Here is a 17010-nt window from a genome sequence, read left to right on the forward strand (position 1 = left end):
CCCATCACCCAACGCCCTCGCGCACGCATCGACATGAAGCACTGGACGCGACAGCCCTACGAACAGCACCGCCATTCGTGGTCGACGTCAGACTCGAGCACCCGCCGCCAGAGATCGGGCAACACCCCGTCCGACGAAGCATCGTCGGAGGAGCTCGCCACCCCCCTGCTCCAGCAACAGGCGGCCAAGCACATCGCCTTGGCGCACGCCTGTCCGTCCTGGCGCCACCCAAGGGAGAGCGCCAGCTTCGGTGCGATTCACCCGCCGGACGGTGCCATGCCCGTGCACACCCCGCTGGCGCTGCCCGCCCTGCCAGACGCCCCCGGCATGGCCGGCACCCAGTCTCTGATGCCCTGGGCGCCCCAGCCACGGCTCCCCGGGGACATGGCGGCGGAGATCACGCAGAACCAGCGCCACCGCGTGGCATTGACAGTGCACAACAAGAGCGTGGTCTATGGGCTGTGGGCGCTCACGGCGATTGGCCAGGTGATCCTGGCCAGCGTGAGCGCGGGCGCGGGCGTGGGCGGCCAGGCCTCTCCGGCGCCCGCCTTCCTGAGGAGCTTCTTCTCCTTTTACGACGGCTTCATCGTCAACAGCGACCACCGCTACGCCCATCGCGACTACCAAAAGGTGCAGGGCCTGCTCGAACAGGCCCTGGAGGACTGGCGAACCATGGCCCGGCAGGTGAACGGGCAGCCGCTGGACGAAGCCTCCGAGCAGCTGCTGGCCGCGACCCGCTACGCCGTGACGCTGCTGGCCGAGGTGTTGAGCGGGATCGAGTCGACCTTCCTCACCATCCCGCAGGCCAAGCTGCTGAAAGCCCATCGCGATCTGTCGCTGGCCGCCGAAGACAAATGGCTGGAGCGCCAGCGACTGCCCGATACGGTTCTCAACGCCCCCCAAAGGGCGGCGCTGGACCAGGAGATGCACGACCTCCTGGATCAGCTCCATGCCTTGCCACACCTGCGCCACCCCCCTGCGACGCGCCGCGATCTCAAGCGCCTGCAGCTGGAGGTCCGTCAAGGGGAGCGTCGGATTCGCCGTCTGGAAAAGACGGCACCCCACGATCCCCAGCTGACCGCCCTGCGCGCCGAGCAGGCCGATCGGCAGCACCGGCTCGACCAGCTGCGACCCTTCTTCAGTCGAGGCCAGGGCATCGCCCTGCTGGGCGACCCCCGCGATATGGGGCCGCGGCAATTGGTGGAGATGCGCGATTGGGAGATCAACAAAATCACCGTGCCCGCCTCGGTGGCCTCCACGCTCACCGGCCTGATCGTGTCGAACCTGCACCTGGGCGCTCTTGCCTCACAAGGAACAGGCATTGCCGGCTCCCTGCTCGGCCTGCTGCTGACGCCGATCAGCTTCCGGTTCGCCGAACTCGACATGGAGGTCGCCCAACGGGAGCGCCTGAGCACCGCCGCCGGCATTCGCAGGGTGTTCGGGCGACTGGCGCACGCGGTCGCCCTCAAGAACAACATCGTCGGTGAGTCCGCCCAAGCCACCATCGGCAGGTACCTGGTTGACAACCAGATCACCACCTTGCGCGGCGAGTTCAAGGCGCACAAACAAACCCAGTGGTACACGGGCATTCGCGCGCTCAGGGCGCAGTGCGTGTTCCTGGTGACCACGCCGGTGGCGGCCATCGTCCTGGGCAGCGTGGCCCTGGCCCTGATCATCGTGGCCAACGTGGCCACGGCCGGCCTCGTGAGCGTGGTGGGCCTGGGCATCACCGCCGCGGTGCTGGCGCCGTTCTATGCCAGCATCTGGCACCGGCTGCGCAAAGCCAAGCAGGCCAAGGACCACGACAAGCAACAGCTGCGCATCGAGCAGCACCTGCAAAAGGTGCTGGGCACGGACTACACCCAGTGGATCTACACGCTGTCCGACACCGAGTTCGATCGGCGCATGCAAGTGGCGAGGCTGAGCGCGCCCAAAGGCTTGCGCCAGGGGCTGGAGCGCCAGGCCTTGCTCAAGCACAACAAATTCGTCGCCATCGAATGGCTCTCGCGCGATCTCTTGGGCGCCGCGCAACAGGCCGGCCTCAAGGGTGAGGCCGTGCGCGAGTGCTTCGCGGCACAGATGCTGCGCAAGATGGGCATGTCCGACGACGATGTCGACTACCTGCGGACCTGCCTCCCCCACTGCCGTGATGAGCAGCACTACCTCAGCGTGTGCCGCAGCACCATCGCCGCCAAGGTGTACAAGACCCGTCACTTTCAGTCCGATCGCCTCCCGTTCCACAAACGGGCGGCCTCCGTGGAAGACACCCACCAGGCGCTGCTGGCCCTTCTGGACGATCCCGCCCATGCGGGCCTTCGGCAAGACCTGATCGGCGCGACCTCGCGCGATGCCCTGCATCCCTGGGGTGCGGCCACGACCCAGAAACGCCTGAACCGCGAGGAGCGCCTGGCCCGGTTCAGGGCCGCGCTGCTTGAAAAGAACATCGATCCGGACGACCTCGAGCGGTTCAGAACCGAGCGCACCGCCTTCCACATGGACTTGTCCGACCAAGTGACGACGACGGCGACGACGGCCACCACCACCATCACCACGACAACAACGACGACAACAAGGGTCATGGGCCACCAGCTCCAATGGCTGCTGGAGGTGCTGATCGACCCCAGCGAGCACGTACCGTCGCCGCGTTATCTGCAGCCCCTGGCCCAGGCACCCCAGGTCCAGGCGCCGTTGATGGGCCACGAGGTGCTGGTCGGCGCCATCCAGGAAGTCGGCCACACGAAACTGAAGCCCTGGTTGGTCAGAGAGCTGGAGGGCTCCAGCTTCCGCACACCCAATCCCATGGGCACGGCGGGACAGTTTCTGAAGCGGATCGATCAGCGCCCCGAGCTGATCGACGAGGTACTGATCGCTCTGAAGGCGTGGAAGCTGCGCGAACTGGACAAACTGCCCGGCCCACCCACCACCCCCCCGGGATTCAACAGCATGGACGACTGGTTGCTCGCGGCGTTACGGGAACGCATCGACCACTCCCTGAAGCTCAGCGAAGGCATTGAGGCCAGCCTGGCCGACGGGCACAAGCACCAGGGCAAGCGGCTCCACCGCCACCTTGCCGACGGGTATCTGGCGGCCAAGGCCTGCGCGCAGCGCCAGGAGGCCCTGATGAACGGAACGGCCACCGCCCTGCATCCCGTCACCGGCTTTCAGCGCTGGATCCCCGTCGAGTAGAGGCCATGGACCTCGCCCATGGCGCGCTTCGGCTGGCACCACCGGTGCGGGCCTTCGCAAACAAAAAAGGCCTTGCGATCACTCGCAAGGCCTTTTTCTGGAACGGGGTTCCTGGTGGGCGGTGCAGGGTTCGAACCTGCGACCCCTGCCGTGTGAAGGCGTTTCGGGACTGCCGCAAACCCTAGCCAGCATAGGCAAGTTGTTGTTTTACAAGGCTTTATCTGGGCCAATGCGGCCCGTTGCAGGCCACTCTGGGCAAAATTTGGCACTTAGAATGCACTTGCACAGAGGAACCACATGCCTGCACTTGCGCTTGTCGCCACCCCACCTCCGCGCGCAGCCCGTCCGCGCCTGACCTCCGCATCCCTCAAGTCAGCGCGTCCAGAGGGCTCGCCCTACGAGCTACGGTCTGACCGTTGCCCTGGCCTGCTGATGCGCATTGAGACGAGCGGCACCATGACCTACTGGGTACAGGTAGCCCGCAGCAAGCGCGTGCGCCTTGGCAATGCGAAGGTGCTGACCCTCGGGCAGGCAGAGGACACGGCCCGCCGCGTGCTGGTGGACCCCGTGGCCTACGAGAAGGAGAAGCACAAAGCCGCGTCGCTGGAGGACTTCATTGACGAGCACTACAAGCCCTGGGCAACCGCGCACCGCAAGACCGCCACGGCCACCCTTGCACGGCTCAAGGCAAGCTTCGGCAAGAAGTTCTATGGGCAGCGCCTCAACGAAATCACCCTGCCCGCGCTGGAGCGGTGGCGTACCGACCGCATCAACAGCGGCACGTCAACGGCCACGGTTAACCGGGACTTGGTTGCGCTGAGTGCCGTGCTGACCAAGGCCGTCGAGTGGAATGCGCTGGATGAGCACCCACTGCGGAAGTTGAAGCCGCTGAAGGTAACCAGCAAGGTTGTCCGCTTCCTGTCGGCCGATGAGGAAACCCGCCTACGGCAAGCCCTCACGCGGCGCGACGATGCGCTGCGGCAGCGCAGGGAGAACGGAAACGCATGGCGTGCTGAGCGCAACCTACCCCTCATGCCGGAGCGTGGCATCTACGGCGACCACCTGACGCCGATGACCCTGCTGTCGATCAACACGGGCCTGCGCCAAGGAGAGGTGTTCACCCTGCGCTGGGCAGATGTTGACCTTGATCGCAGGCTGCTGACCGTGCGCGCGGAGGTGGCCAAGAGCGGCAAGCTGCGCATCGTCAATCTGAACTCGGAGGCCCTGCGGGTACTGACTACCTGGAAGGAATGCGCCGAGTCAACGGCTGGCCTGGTCTTCCCGGGTCCGAATCGCAAACCGTTTGTGGACGTGAAGAAGGCATGGGCCACCCTGCTCAAGGATGCCGAGATAGAGGACTTCCGCTGGCACGACCTAAGGCACCACTTCGCCAGCAAATTCGTGATGACGGGTGGCGACCTGAACACGCTGCGCGAGTTGCTGGGTCACGCAGATATCAAGATGGTGCTCCGTTATGCGCACCTGTCGTCAGAGCACAAGGCCACGGCCATCGAACGCATCGCAGGGGGAGGCGCATGAAAGCGAAGAAGTTCAAAGAATTCGTTGCGCACCACAACGCGAGTCGGCACCTAGCTTTGTATGAAAGGAATGGCAACGGAATATTCCTCTGGCTTGCTCGGGCTGAGTACAGGAAGCACGGGGTTGAGACACCCGAGGCATTGGAACGCGAGTTCGACCTCATGGGTGCCCGTCTGCTAGAAGCGAAGAAGGCTACAGACGTATCTCAGGCCCTAGGTCTTGAGAACATTCATCGCAGGGTTGAACAGTCAGCCCAGCGCGACATCGCCGAGGAAGTCGCGGCCGCAAGACGCGCGGGAAACAATCCTGTAGCGGCAGAAAAGCTTGCTGCGGCTAGCTTTCGGAGAACTCCCGGTGCGGTCAAGACGCTATGGCGAGACTGGCGCAAAAAGACGCCAAAAGAGCCGACTTCAGATCTGCCCGACTGGCCACCAAGGGGGTAAGTTTGAACGGAGGGGGCAGACCTAGGGGCTGGCCCCACATGGGGCTGTAAAGGGAAATTTGAGGCCATACCGCGCTGTTGCGGTTGTCCTCAAGGAGCCCCGTATGTCCCCACTTACCCAGGCTGAGCCAGTCAGCCGCCCCCGGGTTGAGCTTCAACCCCTGGCCTACACCATGGACCAAGCCGCCTTGGTGTGTGGCCGTACGAAGAAGCAGTTGTACCGCGACCTCGCCGCTGGCCTGTTGCGCACCTACAAGCACGGGCGCAGACGCATGGTCACCGTAGAAGAGTTGCAGCGCCATGTGGCGCGCCTCGCCAAGGGGGGTACGCGATGACGCCCCAGCAACGAGCCGCCACCTTCTCGCGCGCATTTCAGCAGGCTGGGTTCAAGGCCTTGCCCGCACACCCGGCCGTCTACGGTGACACACAACGACTGAGTCACACGTACTCGGTTCGGTTTTCACTCAAGAAGAGTGAACTGCGCCTCGCCTGGGACCCGAGCATGCCACCCACGGGCGAAACGCTGGAATCGCTGGCCACCGTCTACCTGGCAGCGCGCGACAGCTTCCTGCGTATGGCCTCCCACAGGTTGGGGCGACGGCTCATCGCGCTGACACCTGCGGAACTCAAGGCCGTGGTGGACATGCACATGGCGGGCCTCACCACACCGATATTCACGATGGGCCAAGACGTTGCCGTGGTGGACCCGCTCAACCTCCATCGTGGGCCGATGGTTTTCGTGGGTGCGCAGCATGACTAACGCGACCACACCCCTCGCGTACGCCACCGCTGCGGGCGTCCGAAACACAAAGGTGAAGAACCAAGTAGCCCAGGACTGGGAAGGCCTCGTTCAGGCGCTGAGCGCGCCAACCCTGCTGGACACCACCTCCAACGTGTACAGGAAGGCCGACAAGGCCAAGCGCGACACCATCAAGCTGGGCCTGCCCTACTTCGTCGGTGGCAAGGTGAACGGCGCGCGGAAGGACGAGAACATCGAGCACCGCTCCCTGCTGACGCTGGACATTGAGGCGAAGCAGGGCGACAAGACCCAGCCCCCGCCCCCACAGGACGTTCTGCAGGCGCTGAAGGACAAAGGCGCTTCAGGCTGGGTGTATACGACGATTTCCCACACGGATCAGAGCCCGCGATACCGAGTGGTATTGCCGTTGATTGAGCCGATCAAGGATGTGCGGGGGCTGGAGGCCACCACTCGCAGAGCAGCGGATGCGCTGGGCATCGCAGACTGGTGTCAGCCGGAATCGTGGGTGCTCTCGCAGGTGATGTTTCTGCCTGCCAAGCTGAAGGGCGGCAAGGTCTGGCAAGGCCACCACAACGGGAAGGCTTGGAAGCCAAGCGCGCCCGCGGCTCCTGCCGACATTCCAGACGGCAAGGTGGACCCTGTCTTACATGCGCTGCGCAGTGCGGGCCTCTACATCAACGAGGACCCTGGGCACAAGGGCAAGCACTTCATCACCTGCCCGTTTGCAGATGAGCACGGCGCAATCAACGAAACCCAGACGGTCTACTACGAGGCCCACCACGACGGGAATCCGCGTCCCGCAGTGAAGTGCCTGGACACCGAGCCCGATGAGGATGGAGTGCCGCACCTCACCTACCGGAAGCTGGTGCAGTGGCTACGGCAGGAGGGCCATCTTTCCGAAACCGAGGAGGACTCCAACACGGCGGAGGCCGTGGAGGATGCAGAGGGATTCTGGGAGCAGGGTGACATTGGCCGCATGCTCGATGAAGAACCTGAACCCTTGGAGTTCGCCATTGAGAAGTTGGCCCCGCTCGGCAAGGTTTCCGTCATCGCCGGTCCAGGTGGCGTTTCGAAGAGCGCGCTCGCACTGCGCCTCCTGTATGCGGCAAGCACTGGCACGGAGTTCGGCCCCTTCATCGCAGCGAAGGCTGTGCGCTGCATGTACATCTCGTATGAGGATGACGAGCAGACGATTCACCTTCGCTTGCATGCGATGGACCGCTGCGATCAGGAAGAAGTCACGCGCCTGCTCTATGACATGGGCAAAGTACGGACCAATCTGCGCATACACGCTGTGGGTGGAAAGGTCACGCGCTGGCGACTGGTAGACAAGGCTCCACATGCCGACACGGGCGAGCCAACGAGTCGCTTACGCTGGCTTGAAGACATGTTGCGCCGCCATCGTGTGCGTCTGCTGGTTCTCGACCCTGCTGCATACCTGCACAACCTGGAGGAAAACAGCGGAGGTCAGATGGCCAGCTTCATGCAGCACCTCGGTGCGCTGGCATCCTCCACGGGGTGCGCAATCATCCTGCTGCACCACATGCAGAAGTCGGCGCAATGGGGAAGTCTGGAAGACATCAACCAGGGCAGTGTGCGAGGTTCTTCTGCCATCACCGACAACGCGCGCAGCGTGGCCGTGTTGGTGAGCCTGCCGCAGAAAGAAGCGATCGACTTCGGCTTGCCTTCAAGCCCCGACACGGTTTCGCGGTTCGCGGTGTTCAAGCATGTCAAGCACAACTACTCGGCTTCGCTGGGCATGCATCTGTTTGAAAGGAAGGGGCCGTTGTTGGTGCCCCGTCCTGACCTGGCCCCGCTCTCGCCGGAGCAACGGGAGGTAGCCCGCGCAGAAGTGAAAGAACATACGCGAATCGCCGGCCTCAACGCACAGGCCCAGAAAGCGTTGGTATGGCTCGCTGACAACGGTGGTGAGCCCATCAGTCAGAACCGTTTGGAAAGTGCTGCGGGGCTGAGCAAGGGGCGCACCAAGGATGCGCTGCACCACGCCGAGCTACAAGGTTGGCTCAAGTCGCACGATGGGGCCAATCGCGCCGTGATGTGGACCATCACCGTCGAGGGCAAGAAGTACGCCTCGATGCTCGCACGGGAACGGTCAAAAAGGGTGCCCAAATGAGCCGCGCACCCCTTCATACCCCCAGTGCCCCCGGTACCCCCAAAGTGCCCCCAAGTAACACCGTGGGGGTGTACCCCCGCCACCCCCCTTTTAGGGGGGCGGGGTACCACCACCCAAGGGCAAGGCTGCATCGTCGCTCGGTTGGGGGCACCCACACGGTTCTTCACTGACCCACACGGCGCATCACCAGTGGGGGGTGGGTGAAAAAGTGCAGAACGAACCTATTCAGAAACCGGCCGCTGAGTTACGCGCGGGCAAATCCGATTCCCAGACACGAATCTTGACCATCACCAACGCCCTCGAACAGGACCTCCCATGAACATCGACCTTTCACAGACCATGACTCAGCTTGCCCAAACGGCAGGTCAGGCTCTTGCCGCCTTCATTGAATCCCTGACGGTGGAGCAGGCGAACAAGCTGGGCGCGTTGCTCGAAGCTGGTGGACACACCGGCGCTGACATCTCATTCGGCACTGACGGCCTGACGACCACCCTGTACCTGCGCGCGCCGGACGGTCAGGCCCATGTGCTGCACCAACACATCAACCCGGCTCTGCCAGCCAGGCACTGACACGGTCGGTATCGGTGTTGGCGTCGGTATCGGCAGCAGCCTGGGTGCCGGTCCGGCGTCCATGTACCCCTGTACTAGCCTGACCGCAAAAACCGACCTGGCGACCGTTTTGCCGACCTGCTGGTCGGTTTAGGTGGGTACCTGCCCCACCCTGCCCCGGCAGTTGGCCCCCACGGCTCGGCACCTAGCGGAACCCGCCACCCATACGGGTAGCCCTGCCAAAAATTCCGGCCAGGAGGTGCCAGCCCACGTACTGCGCGATGCAGCCCCAGGGTGAGCCCTCCAGCCGTCTGCGGTCGGGGTGCAAGGGGGAGCCTTGTCGTCCATCGAGATTGTGCGAACAACCCAACTCGTAAGGAACGAACATGACCCCCAAAGAACGTGAAGAACTGCTGCGCCCCCTCATGTCCGCCGTGGAAGAAGGCGTGCGTAGCCTCAACGAAAAATCCGCGGTGCTCAGCGACCGGGTCCGTGACCTGGAGTTGAAAGCCCTGCAGGGCAGCGGCGAGTACAAGACCATCGCGGGCGGTACGGGGCGCGGTACGGACCTCGCCAGCTACATCGTCAAGAGCGACAACTTCAAGGCCCTGCTCAGCGGCAACGGCAAGTCGTGCAGCATCCAACTGCCGGAAGGCATGCTGTCGGCGCAGAAGGCCGCGATTGTGTCGCAGGGGCAAGACCTGTCCCCCGCCATGCGCATCCCGGGCATCGTCAACAACCCGCTGCGCGCGCAACGTGTGCGCGATCTCCTGCCCGTGGGCACCACCGGCAACAACCTGGTGGAGTTCACGCGGGAGAACGTGTTCACGAACAACGCGGGTCCGCAGTACTCGTCTCCCAACACGGAGAACGTCACCAAGCCGGAATCGGGCATCACGTTCACGCTGGCGGAAGCGCCCGTGCGCACCCTGGCCCACTGGATTCCGGTGTCCAAGCAGGTGCTGGCCGACAGCCAGCAGATGCAGTCCTACATCAACATGCGGTTGATGCAAGGGCTCAAGGTGAAAGAGGACCTGCAAATCCTGTCGGGCGACGGTGCTGGTGCCAACCTCTCGGGCATCCTGAACACGGGCAACTTCACCGCTGCGCCGAGCGCAGTCAGTGGTGACAACCGGCTCGACCGCATCCTGCGCGCGATTGCCGCGCTGGCCACCGACGAGATGCGCGCCACCGGCATCCTGCTCCACCCCAACGACTGGGCCGATGTGCAACTGGAGAAAGACCAAGAGGGCCAGTACCTCTTGGGTTCGCCCGGCGCGCAGACCCAACCCAACATGTGGGGCGTGCCGGTGATCGCCAGCACGGCCATCGTGGAGGGCACGTTCCTCGTCGGTGACTGGGAGATGGGCGCGCAGCTGTGGGACCGTCAGCAGGCCACGGTGCAAATCTCGTTCGAAGACGGCAACAACTTCGTCAAGAACATGGCCACCATCCTCTGCGAAGAGCGGCTGGCCCTGACGATTTACCGGCCCAAGGCGTTCCGCAGCGGGTCGTTCTGACCAGCCCTAGCTCTGCTTGGTCTCAGCGCGTCGGCGATGCTCTTTGGCAATACGCTCAATGTCCGCCCGCAAGGCAGCGGACTCCTGCTTCGTCATTTGCTCAGCAGCACGTTGACGCGCTGCACCTGCTGGATCGAAACGCCCCCCGACGAAGTTCGCGGGATTTTCTCCGGGGAAATCTTCAAAGTACTCGGACCACTCACCCATACCAAGCCTCCCAAGGATCAACGGTGGTGACTCATGGTATCGGAAACAACGCTGGGGAGGGCTATGAGGATGGCTTCAGGTCCCGTGTTGCACCGTGCGGGCTCCCCAGCGTAACGGTGTAGGCCAGCGCTAGCGTCAGCTACTGCCACTGCCCCGGGACTACGCCGGGTGGCCGCAACGGTGGGCAAAGAGGCCCCGCGTGAACCTCAGCACCCTCCCCCCAGGTGCTGGGCAACTCATCCGGGGCCTTGATGCGTACGGACGAATTGCATGGCTAATGGGCGTCTCTGTCGACTCCCTCATGCATCCTGCAGAAATGCACAGCTAGTTTAAACAAGAGCACATAAAAGCCCACGTTGTTAAATGAGCTTAGTCTTTTCGCCTGCTGTCCCGAATCAAATTCTGCCAGAGACACTGAGTGAATATCAGACAAAAGGGCTATGTACTCTTCTCCCAAATATGGAGACGCAGGGATATACATGAGGGACGTAATGGCCTGCCTACGCAAATCACTGAGATGATTCTCGATTCGACCCGCATCCCAACCAGCTTGTTTGAGTACTTCCTGATACTTGGCAACAGATACCAGTGGAGAAAACGAAACCTTGACGGGAAGAAATCGTGTATTGTCCGCAGATATATCGCAGGAATTAGATAAAACCAATCCTTTGATCCTCTTGGACTTAGCAGTTGCAGGGTCATACACCGGCAACTCACACCACACATCGCCCTGCAGAAGTGGGTACGGCGGTGTTGTTGAGAAGAAGTTGGTGGCCCCTGAAAGTTGTTCTAGTTCAGCGACGAGCCCCTTCTGGCGCTCAAGCGAAAGATACTGGGGAACAACAATTCGGAGATTGTCGAGATCTATCGACATACCTCAAGTGGCGTAGAGGTCCCAAAGATTATCCGCCAATATTTTGGCGGCATCTCCTTCAAGCGGCCGCTGTCCTGAAAGGAACTTGTCGAAGACAGCCGACAATGCCCCAGGGAAATCGAAGTACGCTCCGGGTTCAACGACAACCAACGAAGGCAAGTTAGAGGCAGTACTACCTTCACCACTTTGAATCACGGTGAAGTTGCCAGCAGCATATTGAAGAAGATTTTTATCTCGAGGTGACTCTTCAACAATCGCCGGCTGAAACTGCATTGATGCCATAAGGCCCAAAGCAATCGCAGATAGCGATTGCTGGGCACCAGTTGATACCCACCTAGCCTCCATATTCCGGCTCCAGAGATTCAACGGTCGCCCCTGTCAGACACTCAAAGAATGTTCTTTTATTGGACGAGTGAATTGCATCTATACGCTGCCCCAACTGCGAAAGAAATTCGTCAGCCGCAAGACGGTGCGAATTAAATATCGAGTCGACATCAAGGATCAAGCCGCGAACCCCCTGTTTAATTGGGGAACTCACTACTGCACCTGTCTGTACAGTGATGATTGTCTGAAAATCATCAATCTTGAACTCACTTCGCAACATTGCAACTTCAGATGAAAGCTGTCTGCCGCCTATGTTTATGGACCAGTTGAGAGATCCAATTTGCGCATTAAGAGAGTCACTTTCGATAAGGTCGACATACTTCACCGAATACCGATCGACGACCTTGACAAGCTTCGAGTCGACCAGAACCTTCACTACGTGACTAATAGCCTCGCGAAATTTTGCCCAACCAGGATAGGGGAGCTTGCAGCCCACCGCAACCATATGGTCGCCGACAAGGATGCGGAAGAGCCCCCACTCCATCGTGACGAGGGCTCCATAGCGGAGCTGAGGGTCCGCGTTTCGGATTTCGTCAGGTAGAGAGGCCAGTTGGGTTCTAGAAGGAACGAGCTTCTCGCCTTCGATCAACGACGCGCGAAAAAGGCCAGGGAGAAGGCTAGCCAGCGGAGCAGCAGCCTCAACGCGCATCTCGAAAACCGCATCGATTAGCGGTTCCTTCTTGAGGCGGGTAGGGAGTTGAGTCTGTGTCATCTGATGGTTCGCTATCTCAATTATGGCGGGCAGTGTACCGGCCAGATGCTAAGGTTACCCCCTAGCACCGCATGCAACGCGGATTCAACCGTGCCCCACACCCCAGAGGCGGCACAGCAGGGTCCAGCCCATGCGGCGTGCAGTTGAGCGGCAGCACAGCGCGTAGCGCCCGTCCGGCGTCTGCGCAACCACGGGACGGGCACGCTGGCTGTTCACAGCGGCGTCCATGACAGCTTCTTCGCTGTCGTACAGCTTGATCTTGGTGTCCTGCTGCACCTGCTTTGCGGACCGCTTCTTCATCATCACAGCCTCACGGCGCGCAGCGTCTGCCCTGGCTGACTCCATGTCGGCCGCAACGTGTACCTGTCGCCCGTTGACCTGCACGGCCACACCCTGGTCCCCAAGGTCGGTGAGTACGATTTCGTTCTTGCGGGATTTGCGGGTCTTGCCCCCGCCGAGGATGGCGATGGCGGTGTCGAGGTGCTTGGTGGTGGACATGAAGAACTCCTTCGAGAGTGGTTGAGGTCCACGAATTTTTGAAAGGACCTCGACGACTGCGAAAGAGGTTTCTTCAGAGCCGGAAAAACGAAACGGCCCACTAGGGGCCGTTCAACTTTTGCACTTGCTTTGCACTTAGGGCTTGCTGCGCACTTGGTGCGCCGTCCGCTAAGTCCTTGTAAACCTTGGTGGGCGGTGCAGGGTTCGAACCTGCGACCCCTGCCGTGTGAAGGCAGTGCTCTACCACTGAGCTAACCGCCCGATCAGCGCCGCTTGGCAGCGCTGTCGGAAGCCTCGCATTATAGCCAGATTTTCGGGCCGCTCTTTCAGGCCGCTTCCAGCCGGCGCCACAGGGTCTTGCCCTTGCTGGATTTGTCGAGTTCGGCCAGCACGCTGTCGTGGGCCTGGGCTTCCTGCTCGTTGGCGCGCAGCACGGGCAGGTCCAGGCGGCTCAGGTCCACCGCCTCCACCACCCCGCCCTCGCCTGGCGCGTCGGCCACCTCGATGAGCAAGGCGTCCTGGCCACGCGTCATGTTGATGTAGACGTCGGCCAGCAGCTCGGCGTCCAGCAGGGCTCCGTGCAGCGTGCGGCCCGAGTTGTCCACGCCCAGGCGGTCGCACAGGGCGTCCAGGCCGTTGCGCTTGCCCGGGAACATCTCCTTGGCCATCACCAGGGTGTCGAGCACACCGCTCACCACCTCGGTCACGCGCGGCAGGCCCAGGCGCCTGAACTCCATGTTCAGGAAGCCAATGTCGAAGGGCGCGTTGTGGATGATCACCTCGGCGCCGCGCAGGTACTCGAGCAGCTCCTCGGCGATGGCCGCGAACTTGGGCTTGGTGCGCAGGAATTCGTTCTGGATGCCGTGCACCTTGAGCGCGTCCTCGTGGCTGTCGCGCTCGGGGTTGACGTAGTGGTGCAGGTTGTTGCCGGTGAACTTGCGGTTGAGCAGTTCCACGCAGCCGATCTCGATGATGCGGTCGCCGTTCTCGGCCGACAGGCCGGTGGTCTCGGTGTCGAGAATGATCTGGCGCATCAGTGGTTCTCTTTGGCGTGATTGATCGTGTACTTGGGAATTTCGATGGTCACGTCCTGCTGGGCCAGGATGGCCTGGCACGACAGGCGCGACTGTGGCTCCAGGCCCCAGGCGCGGTCGAGCAGGTCTTCCTCGTCCTCCTGGGCCTCGTTCAGGCTGTTGTAGCCCTCTCGCACGATGACGTGGCAAGTGGTGCAGGCGCAGCTCATGTCGCAGGCGTGCTCAATGTTCACGCCGTTCTCGAGCAGGGCCTCGCAGATGGAGGTACCGGCCGGCGCGCTGATGGTCTTGCCCTCGGGCGCGTACTCGGTGTGCGGGAGGATCTTGATCGTGGGCATGGGGTTCTTCGACTCAGACTTCTTCGATCTTCTTGCCGGACAGGGCCTGCTGGATGCCGCGGTTCATGCGCTCGGCGGCGAAGGACTCGGTGCCTTTGGCCAGCGCCTCGATCGCGGCCTCGATGGCGGCGGCGTCCTCGCCCCCGGCGGTGGTTCGCAGCGTGGCCATGAGGGCGTCGATCGCATCGCGCTCATCGGCCCGCAGCAGATCGCCATCGGCCGCGAGCGCGGAGTGGGTGGCCAGCAGCAGGCGCTCGGCGTCCACGCGGGCCTCGACCAGGGCGCGGGCCTGCATGTCCTGCTGGGCGGTGGCGAAGCTGTCCTGCAGCATGCGGGCGATCTGCTCGTCGCTCAGCCCGTACGACGGCTTGACGTCGATGCTGGCCTCGACACCCGAGGTCAGCTCTTTCGCGGCCACGGCGAGCAGGCCGTCGGCATCGACCGTGAAGGTGACGCGGATGCGCGCCGCGCCCGCCGCCATGGGCGGAATGCCGCGCAGCGTGAAGCGCGCGAGGCTGCGGCAGTCGGCGACCAGGTCGCGCTCACCCTGCACCACGTGCAGGGCCAGCGCGGTCTGGCCGTCCTGGTAGGTGGTGAAGTCCTGCCCGCGCGCGGTGGGAATGCTGCTGTTGCGCGGCACGATGCGCTCGACCAGGCCCCCCATGGTCTCGATGCCCAGCGACAGCGGGATCACGTCGAGCAGCAGCAGGTCGCCGTCCTTGCTGTTGCCGGCCAGGGCATTGGCCTGGATCGCCGCGCCCAGCGCGACGACCTCGTCGGGGTTGAGGTTCACCAGGGGTTCGGTGCCGAAGAAGCCGCCCACCGTGCGGCGGATGACCGGCATGCGCGTGGAGCCGCCCACCATCACCACGCCCTGCACCTCGTCCTTGGACGTGCGCGCATCGCGCAGGGCCTTGCGCACGGCGGCCATGGTGCGGGCGGTGAGCGGCTCGGTGCAGGCCTCGAAATCGGCGGCGGTCACCGTTTGCTCCACCACGCGGCCCGCCAGCGTGGCACGGAACGGCACCTGCGCGTCGGCCGACAGGGCCTCCTTCACGCGCCGCGCCTCCTTGTGCAGCGCCGCGCGCGCGGAGGCGTCCAGCGATTCGATCGCGATGCCGTGGCGCTGCAGCACCCAGGCCGCGAGCGCCTGGTCGTAGTCGTCGCCCCCGAGCGCGGAGTCGCCGCCCGTGGCCAGCACCTCGAACACGCCGCGCGTGAGACGCAGGATGGAAATGTCGAAGGTGCCCCCGCCCAGGTCGTAGACGGCGTAGACGCCCTCGGCGCCGTTGTCCAGGCCGTAGGCGATGGCCGCGGCCGTGGGCTCGTTGATGAGGCGCAGCACCTCGATGCCGGCCAGCTTCGCGGCGTCCTTGGTGGCCTGGCGCTGCGCATCGTCGAAGTACGCGGGCACGGTGATGACGGCGCCGAACAGGTCGTCGGCGAAGCTGTCCTCGGCGCGGTAGCGCAGCGTGGCCAGGATCTCGGCGCTCACCTCCATGGGGGTCTTGCGGCCGGCCACGGTGTCGATCTGGGCCATGCCGTCCTGGTCGACCACCGCATAGGCCAGGCGGTCCACGTCGACCACCTGGTCGCGGCGGCGGCCCATGAGGCGCTTGACCGAGCTGATGGTGTTGGCCGGGTCGTCCACCTGCGCGGCCAGCGCGTCGTGCCCGATCTGGCGGCCCGAACCACCGGCCGAGGCCGGGAGGTAGCGCACCACGCTGGGCAAAATCACGCGGCCTTGCTCGTCGGGCAGGCATTCCGCCACGCCGTGGCGCACCGCGGCCACCAGGGAATGCGTGGTGCCGAGGTCGATGCCGACCGCCACCCGGCGCTGGTGCGGGTCAAGGGACTGGCCGGGTTCGGAAATCTGCAGGAGCGCCATCGGGGTTGTCTGTCTTGTCGGTATCGCGGGAACGGGAGCCGCCTATTGTCCCCGCTGATCGAGCCGATCCTCCACGTCGCTGGCAAAGCGCTCAATGAACATGAGGGCTCTGACTTGACGCGCGGCCTCCGGCGCATCGCCCCGTTCGTCCAGCGCGGCGCGCAGGGCCTCGATGCGCGCGCGCCTCGCCTCGGCCACCTCGTCGGCCAGGGCCTCCAGCGCGGCCACACCCTCGGTCTCGTCGAGCGACTCGCGCCACTGCATCTGCTGCATGAGGAAGTCGGCCGGCATGGCGGTGTTGTTCTCGGCCTCGATCGGGGCGCCGCGCCGCTCGCACAGGTAGGCCGCGCGGCGCAGCGGGTCCTTCAGGCGCTGATAGGCTTCGTTGATGCGCACCGACCACTGCATGGCCTGGCGCTGCGTGGCCGGGTCGGCGTGTGCGTTGCGGTCGGGGTGGGCATGGCGCTGCAGGTCCTTCCAGCGCGCGTCGAGCGCGGCGCGGTCGATGGCGAAGGACTCGGGCAGGCCGAAGAGTTCGAAATCGCTGGATTGCAGGTTCATGGAAAAAGAAAGACCGCCGAGGCCTGCGCCGGGCGGTCGATTCGAGACCTCATCGCTCAGATTCTGAAGCTCTCGCCGCAGCCGCAGCGGTCCCGTTCATTGGGGTTGTTGAACTTGAAGCCCTCGTTGAGGCCCTCGCGCACGAAGTCGAGTTGCGTGCCGTCGATGTACGGCATGCTTTTCGGGTCGACCAGCACCTTCACGCCGTTGTCCTCGAACACCACGTCCTCGGGTGCGATCTCGTCGGCGTACTCCAGCTTGTAGGCCAGGCCCGAGCAGCCGGTGGTCTTGACGCCCAGGCGCACGCCCACGCCCTTGCCGCGCTTGGCGATGTAGCGCGTGACGTGGCGCGCCGCGGCTTCGGAAATCGTGACGGCCATGGGA

The 17010-nt window shown here is 63.5% G+C and carries 17 protein-coding genes and 1 tRNA gene; 8 read left to right on the forward strand and 10 right to left on the reverse strand.

Annotation, left to right across the window (positions count from 1 at the left end; all coding sequences use genetic code 11):
- Positions 1 to 33: 33 nt before the first annotated feature.
- The 8 genes from SOM08_RS15190 (at position 34) to SOM08_RS15225 (ending at position 10130) form a co-directional block, all read left to right on the forward strand.
- A complete protein-coding gene (locus SOM08_RS15190) occupies positions 34 to 3186 on the forward strand; it encodes a hypothetical protein (protein ID WP_322469241.1) in 3153 nt (1050 codons plus the stop codon).
- Positions 3187 to 3642: 456 nt separating this feature from the next.
- Positions 3643 to 4725 (forward strand): site-specific integrase, encoded by a 1083-nt coding sequence (locus tag SOM08_RS15195; protein ID WP_322469242.1) that lies wholly within the window; start codon positions 3643 to 3645, stop codon positions 4723 to 4725.
- Positions 4722 to 5168: a hypothetical protein gene (locus SOM08_RS15200; protein WP_322469243.1), complete on the forward strand. Its 447-nt coding sequence runs from the start codon at positions 4722 to 4724 to the stop codon at positions 5166 to 5168. Before SOM08_RS15195 ends, SOM08_RS15200 begins: the two co-directional genes overlap by 4 nt.
- A 172-nt stretch (positions 5169 to 5340) precedes the next feature.
- Positions 5341 to 5502: a hypothetical protein gene (locus tag SOM08_RS15205; protein ID WP_322469244.1), complete on the forward strand. Its 162-nt coding sequence runs from the start codon at positions 5341 to 5343 to the stop codon at positions 5500 to 5502.
- The gene (locus SOM08_RS15210) at positions 5499 to 5927 is read left to right on the forward strand and encodes a hypothetical protein (protein ID WP_322469245.1); all 429 of its coding nucleotides are present in this window, start codon (positions 5499 to 5501) and stop codon (positions 5925 to 5927) included. The genes SOM08_RS15205 and SOM08_RS15210 overlap by 4 nt, the downstream gene beginning before the upstream one ends.
- Positions 5920 to 8061, forward strand: a complete 2142-nt coding sequence (locus tag SOM08_RS15215) for an AAA family ATPase (protein WP_322469246.1) — start codon at positions 5920 to 5922, stop codon at positions 8059 to 8061. Before SOM08_RS15210 ends, SOM08_RS15215 begins: the two co-directional genes overlap by 8 nt.
- Positions 8062 to 8376: 315 nt before the next feature.
- A complete protein-coding gene (locus tag SOM08_RS15220) occupies positions 8377 to 8631 on the forward strand; it encodes a hypothetical protein (RefSeq protein WP_322469247.1) in 255 nt (84 codons plus the stop codon).
- 365 nt (positions 8632 to 8996) lie between these two features.
- The gene (locus SOM08_RS15225; RefSeq protein ID WP_322469248.1) at positions 8997 to 10130 is read left to right on the forward strand and encodes a phage major capsid protein; all 1134 of its coding nucleotides are present in this window, start codon (positions 8997 to 8999) and stop codon (positions 10128 to 10130) included.
- Between the two features lie 481 nt (positions 10131 to 10611).
- Here the strand turns inward: SOM08_RS15225 and SOM08_RS15230 are convergent, their stop codons facing one another.
- The 10 genes from SOM08_RS15230 to iscA form a co-directional block, all read right to left on the reverse strand.
- The gene (locus tag SOM08_RS15230; protein WP_322469249.1) at positions 10612 to 11211 is read right to left on the reverse strand and encodes a hypothetical protein; all 600 of its coding nucleotides are present in this window, start codon (positions 11209 to 11211) and stop codon (positions 10612 to 10614) included.
- A 3-nt stretch (positions 11212 to 11214) separates the two neighbouring features.
- Positions 11215 to 11577 carry a hypothetical protein gene (locus SOM08_RS15235; RefSeq protein ID WP_322469250.1) on the reverse strand — a complete coding sequence of 121 codons (363 nt, stop codon included), beginning with the start codon at positions 11575 to 11577 and terminating at the stop codon, positions 11215 to 11217.
- The gene (locus tag SOM08_RS15240; RefSeq protein WP_322469251.1) at positions 11546 to 12307 is read right to left on the reverse strand and encodes a TIGR04255 family protein; all 762 of its coding nucleotides are present in this window, start codon (positions 12305 to 12307) and stop codon (positions 11546 to 11548) included. The genes SOM08_RS15235 and SOM08_RS15240 overlap by 32 nt, the downstream gene beginning before the upstream one ends.
- Positions 12308 to 12391: 84 nt before the next feature.
- Positions 12392 to 12805, reverse strand: a complete 414-nt coding sequence (locus SOM08_RS15245) for a hypothetical protein (protein ID WP_322469252.1) — start codon at positions 12803 to 12805, stop codon at positions 12392 to 12394.
- 186 nt (positions 12806 to 12991) lie between these two features.
- A tRNA-Val gene (locus SOM08_RS15250) sits at positions 12992 to 13066 on the reverse strand.
- A gap of 65 nt (positions 13067 to 13131) precedes the next feature.
- A complete protein-coding gene (gene dnaQ / locus SOM08_RS15255) occupies positions 13132 to 13839 on the reverse strand; it encodes a DNA polymerase III subunit epsilon (protein ID WP_181936554.1) in 708 nt (235 codons plus the stop codon).
- On the reverse strand, positions 13839 to 14177 hold the full coding sequence (gene fdx / locus SOM08_RS15260) for an ISC system 2Fe-2S type ferredoxin (RefSeq protein ID WP_070397671.1): 339 nt from the start codon (positions 14175 to 14177) through the stop codon (positions 13839 to 13841). Before fdx ends, dnaQ begins: the two co-directional genes overlap by 1 nt.
- A gap of 13 nt (positions 14178 to 14190) precedes the next feature.
- A complete protein-coding gene (gene hscA / locus SOM08_RS15265) occupies positions 14191 to 16065 on the reverse strand; it encodes a Fe-S protein assembly chaperone HscA (RefSeq protein ID WP_322469253.1) in 1875 nt (624 codons plus the stop codon).
- 42 nt (positions 16066 to 16107) lie between these two features.
- A complete protein-coding gene (gene hscB / locus SOM08_RS15270) occupies positions 16108 to 16626 on the reverse strand; it encodes a Fe-S protein assembly co-chaperone HscB (protein WP_116960429.1) in 519 nt (172 codons plus the stop codon).
- A 56-nt stretch (positions 16627 to 16682) separates the two neighbouring features.
- Complete coding sequence (gene iscA / locus SOM08_RS15275) at positions 16683 to 17006, reverse strand: iron-sulfur cluster assembly protein IscA (RefSeq protein ID WP_070397668.1); 324 nt, start codon at positions 17004 to 17006, stop codon at positions 16683 to 16685.
- Positions 17007 to 17010 lie beyond the last annotated feature (4 nt).

This window comes from Hydrogenophaga sp. SNF1 (assembly GCF_034421675.1).
Classification (GTDB): Bacteria; Pseudomonadota; Gammaproteobacteria; order Burkholderiales; family Burkholderiaceae_C; genus Hydrogenophaga; species Hydrogenophaga borbori.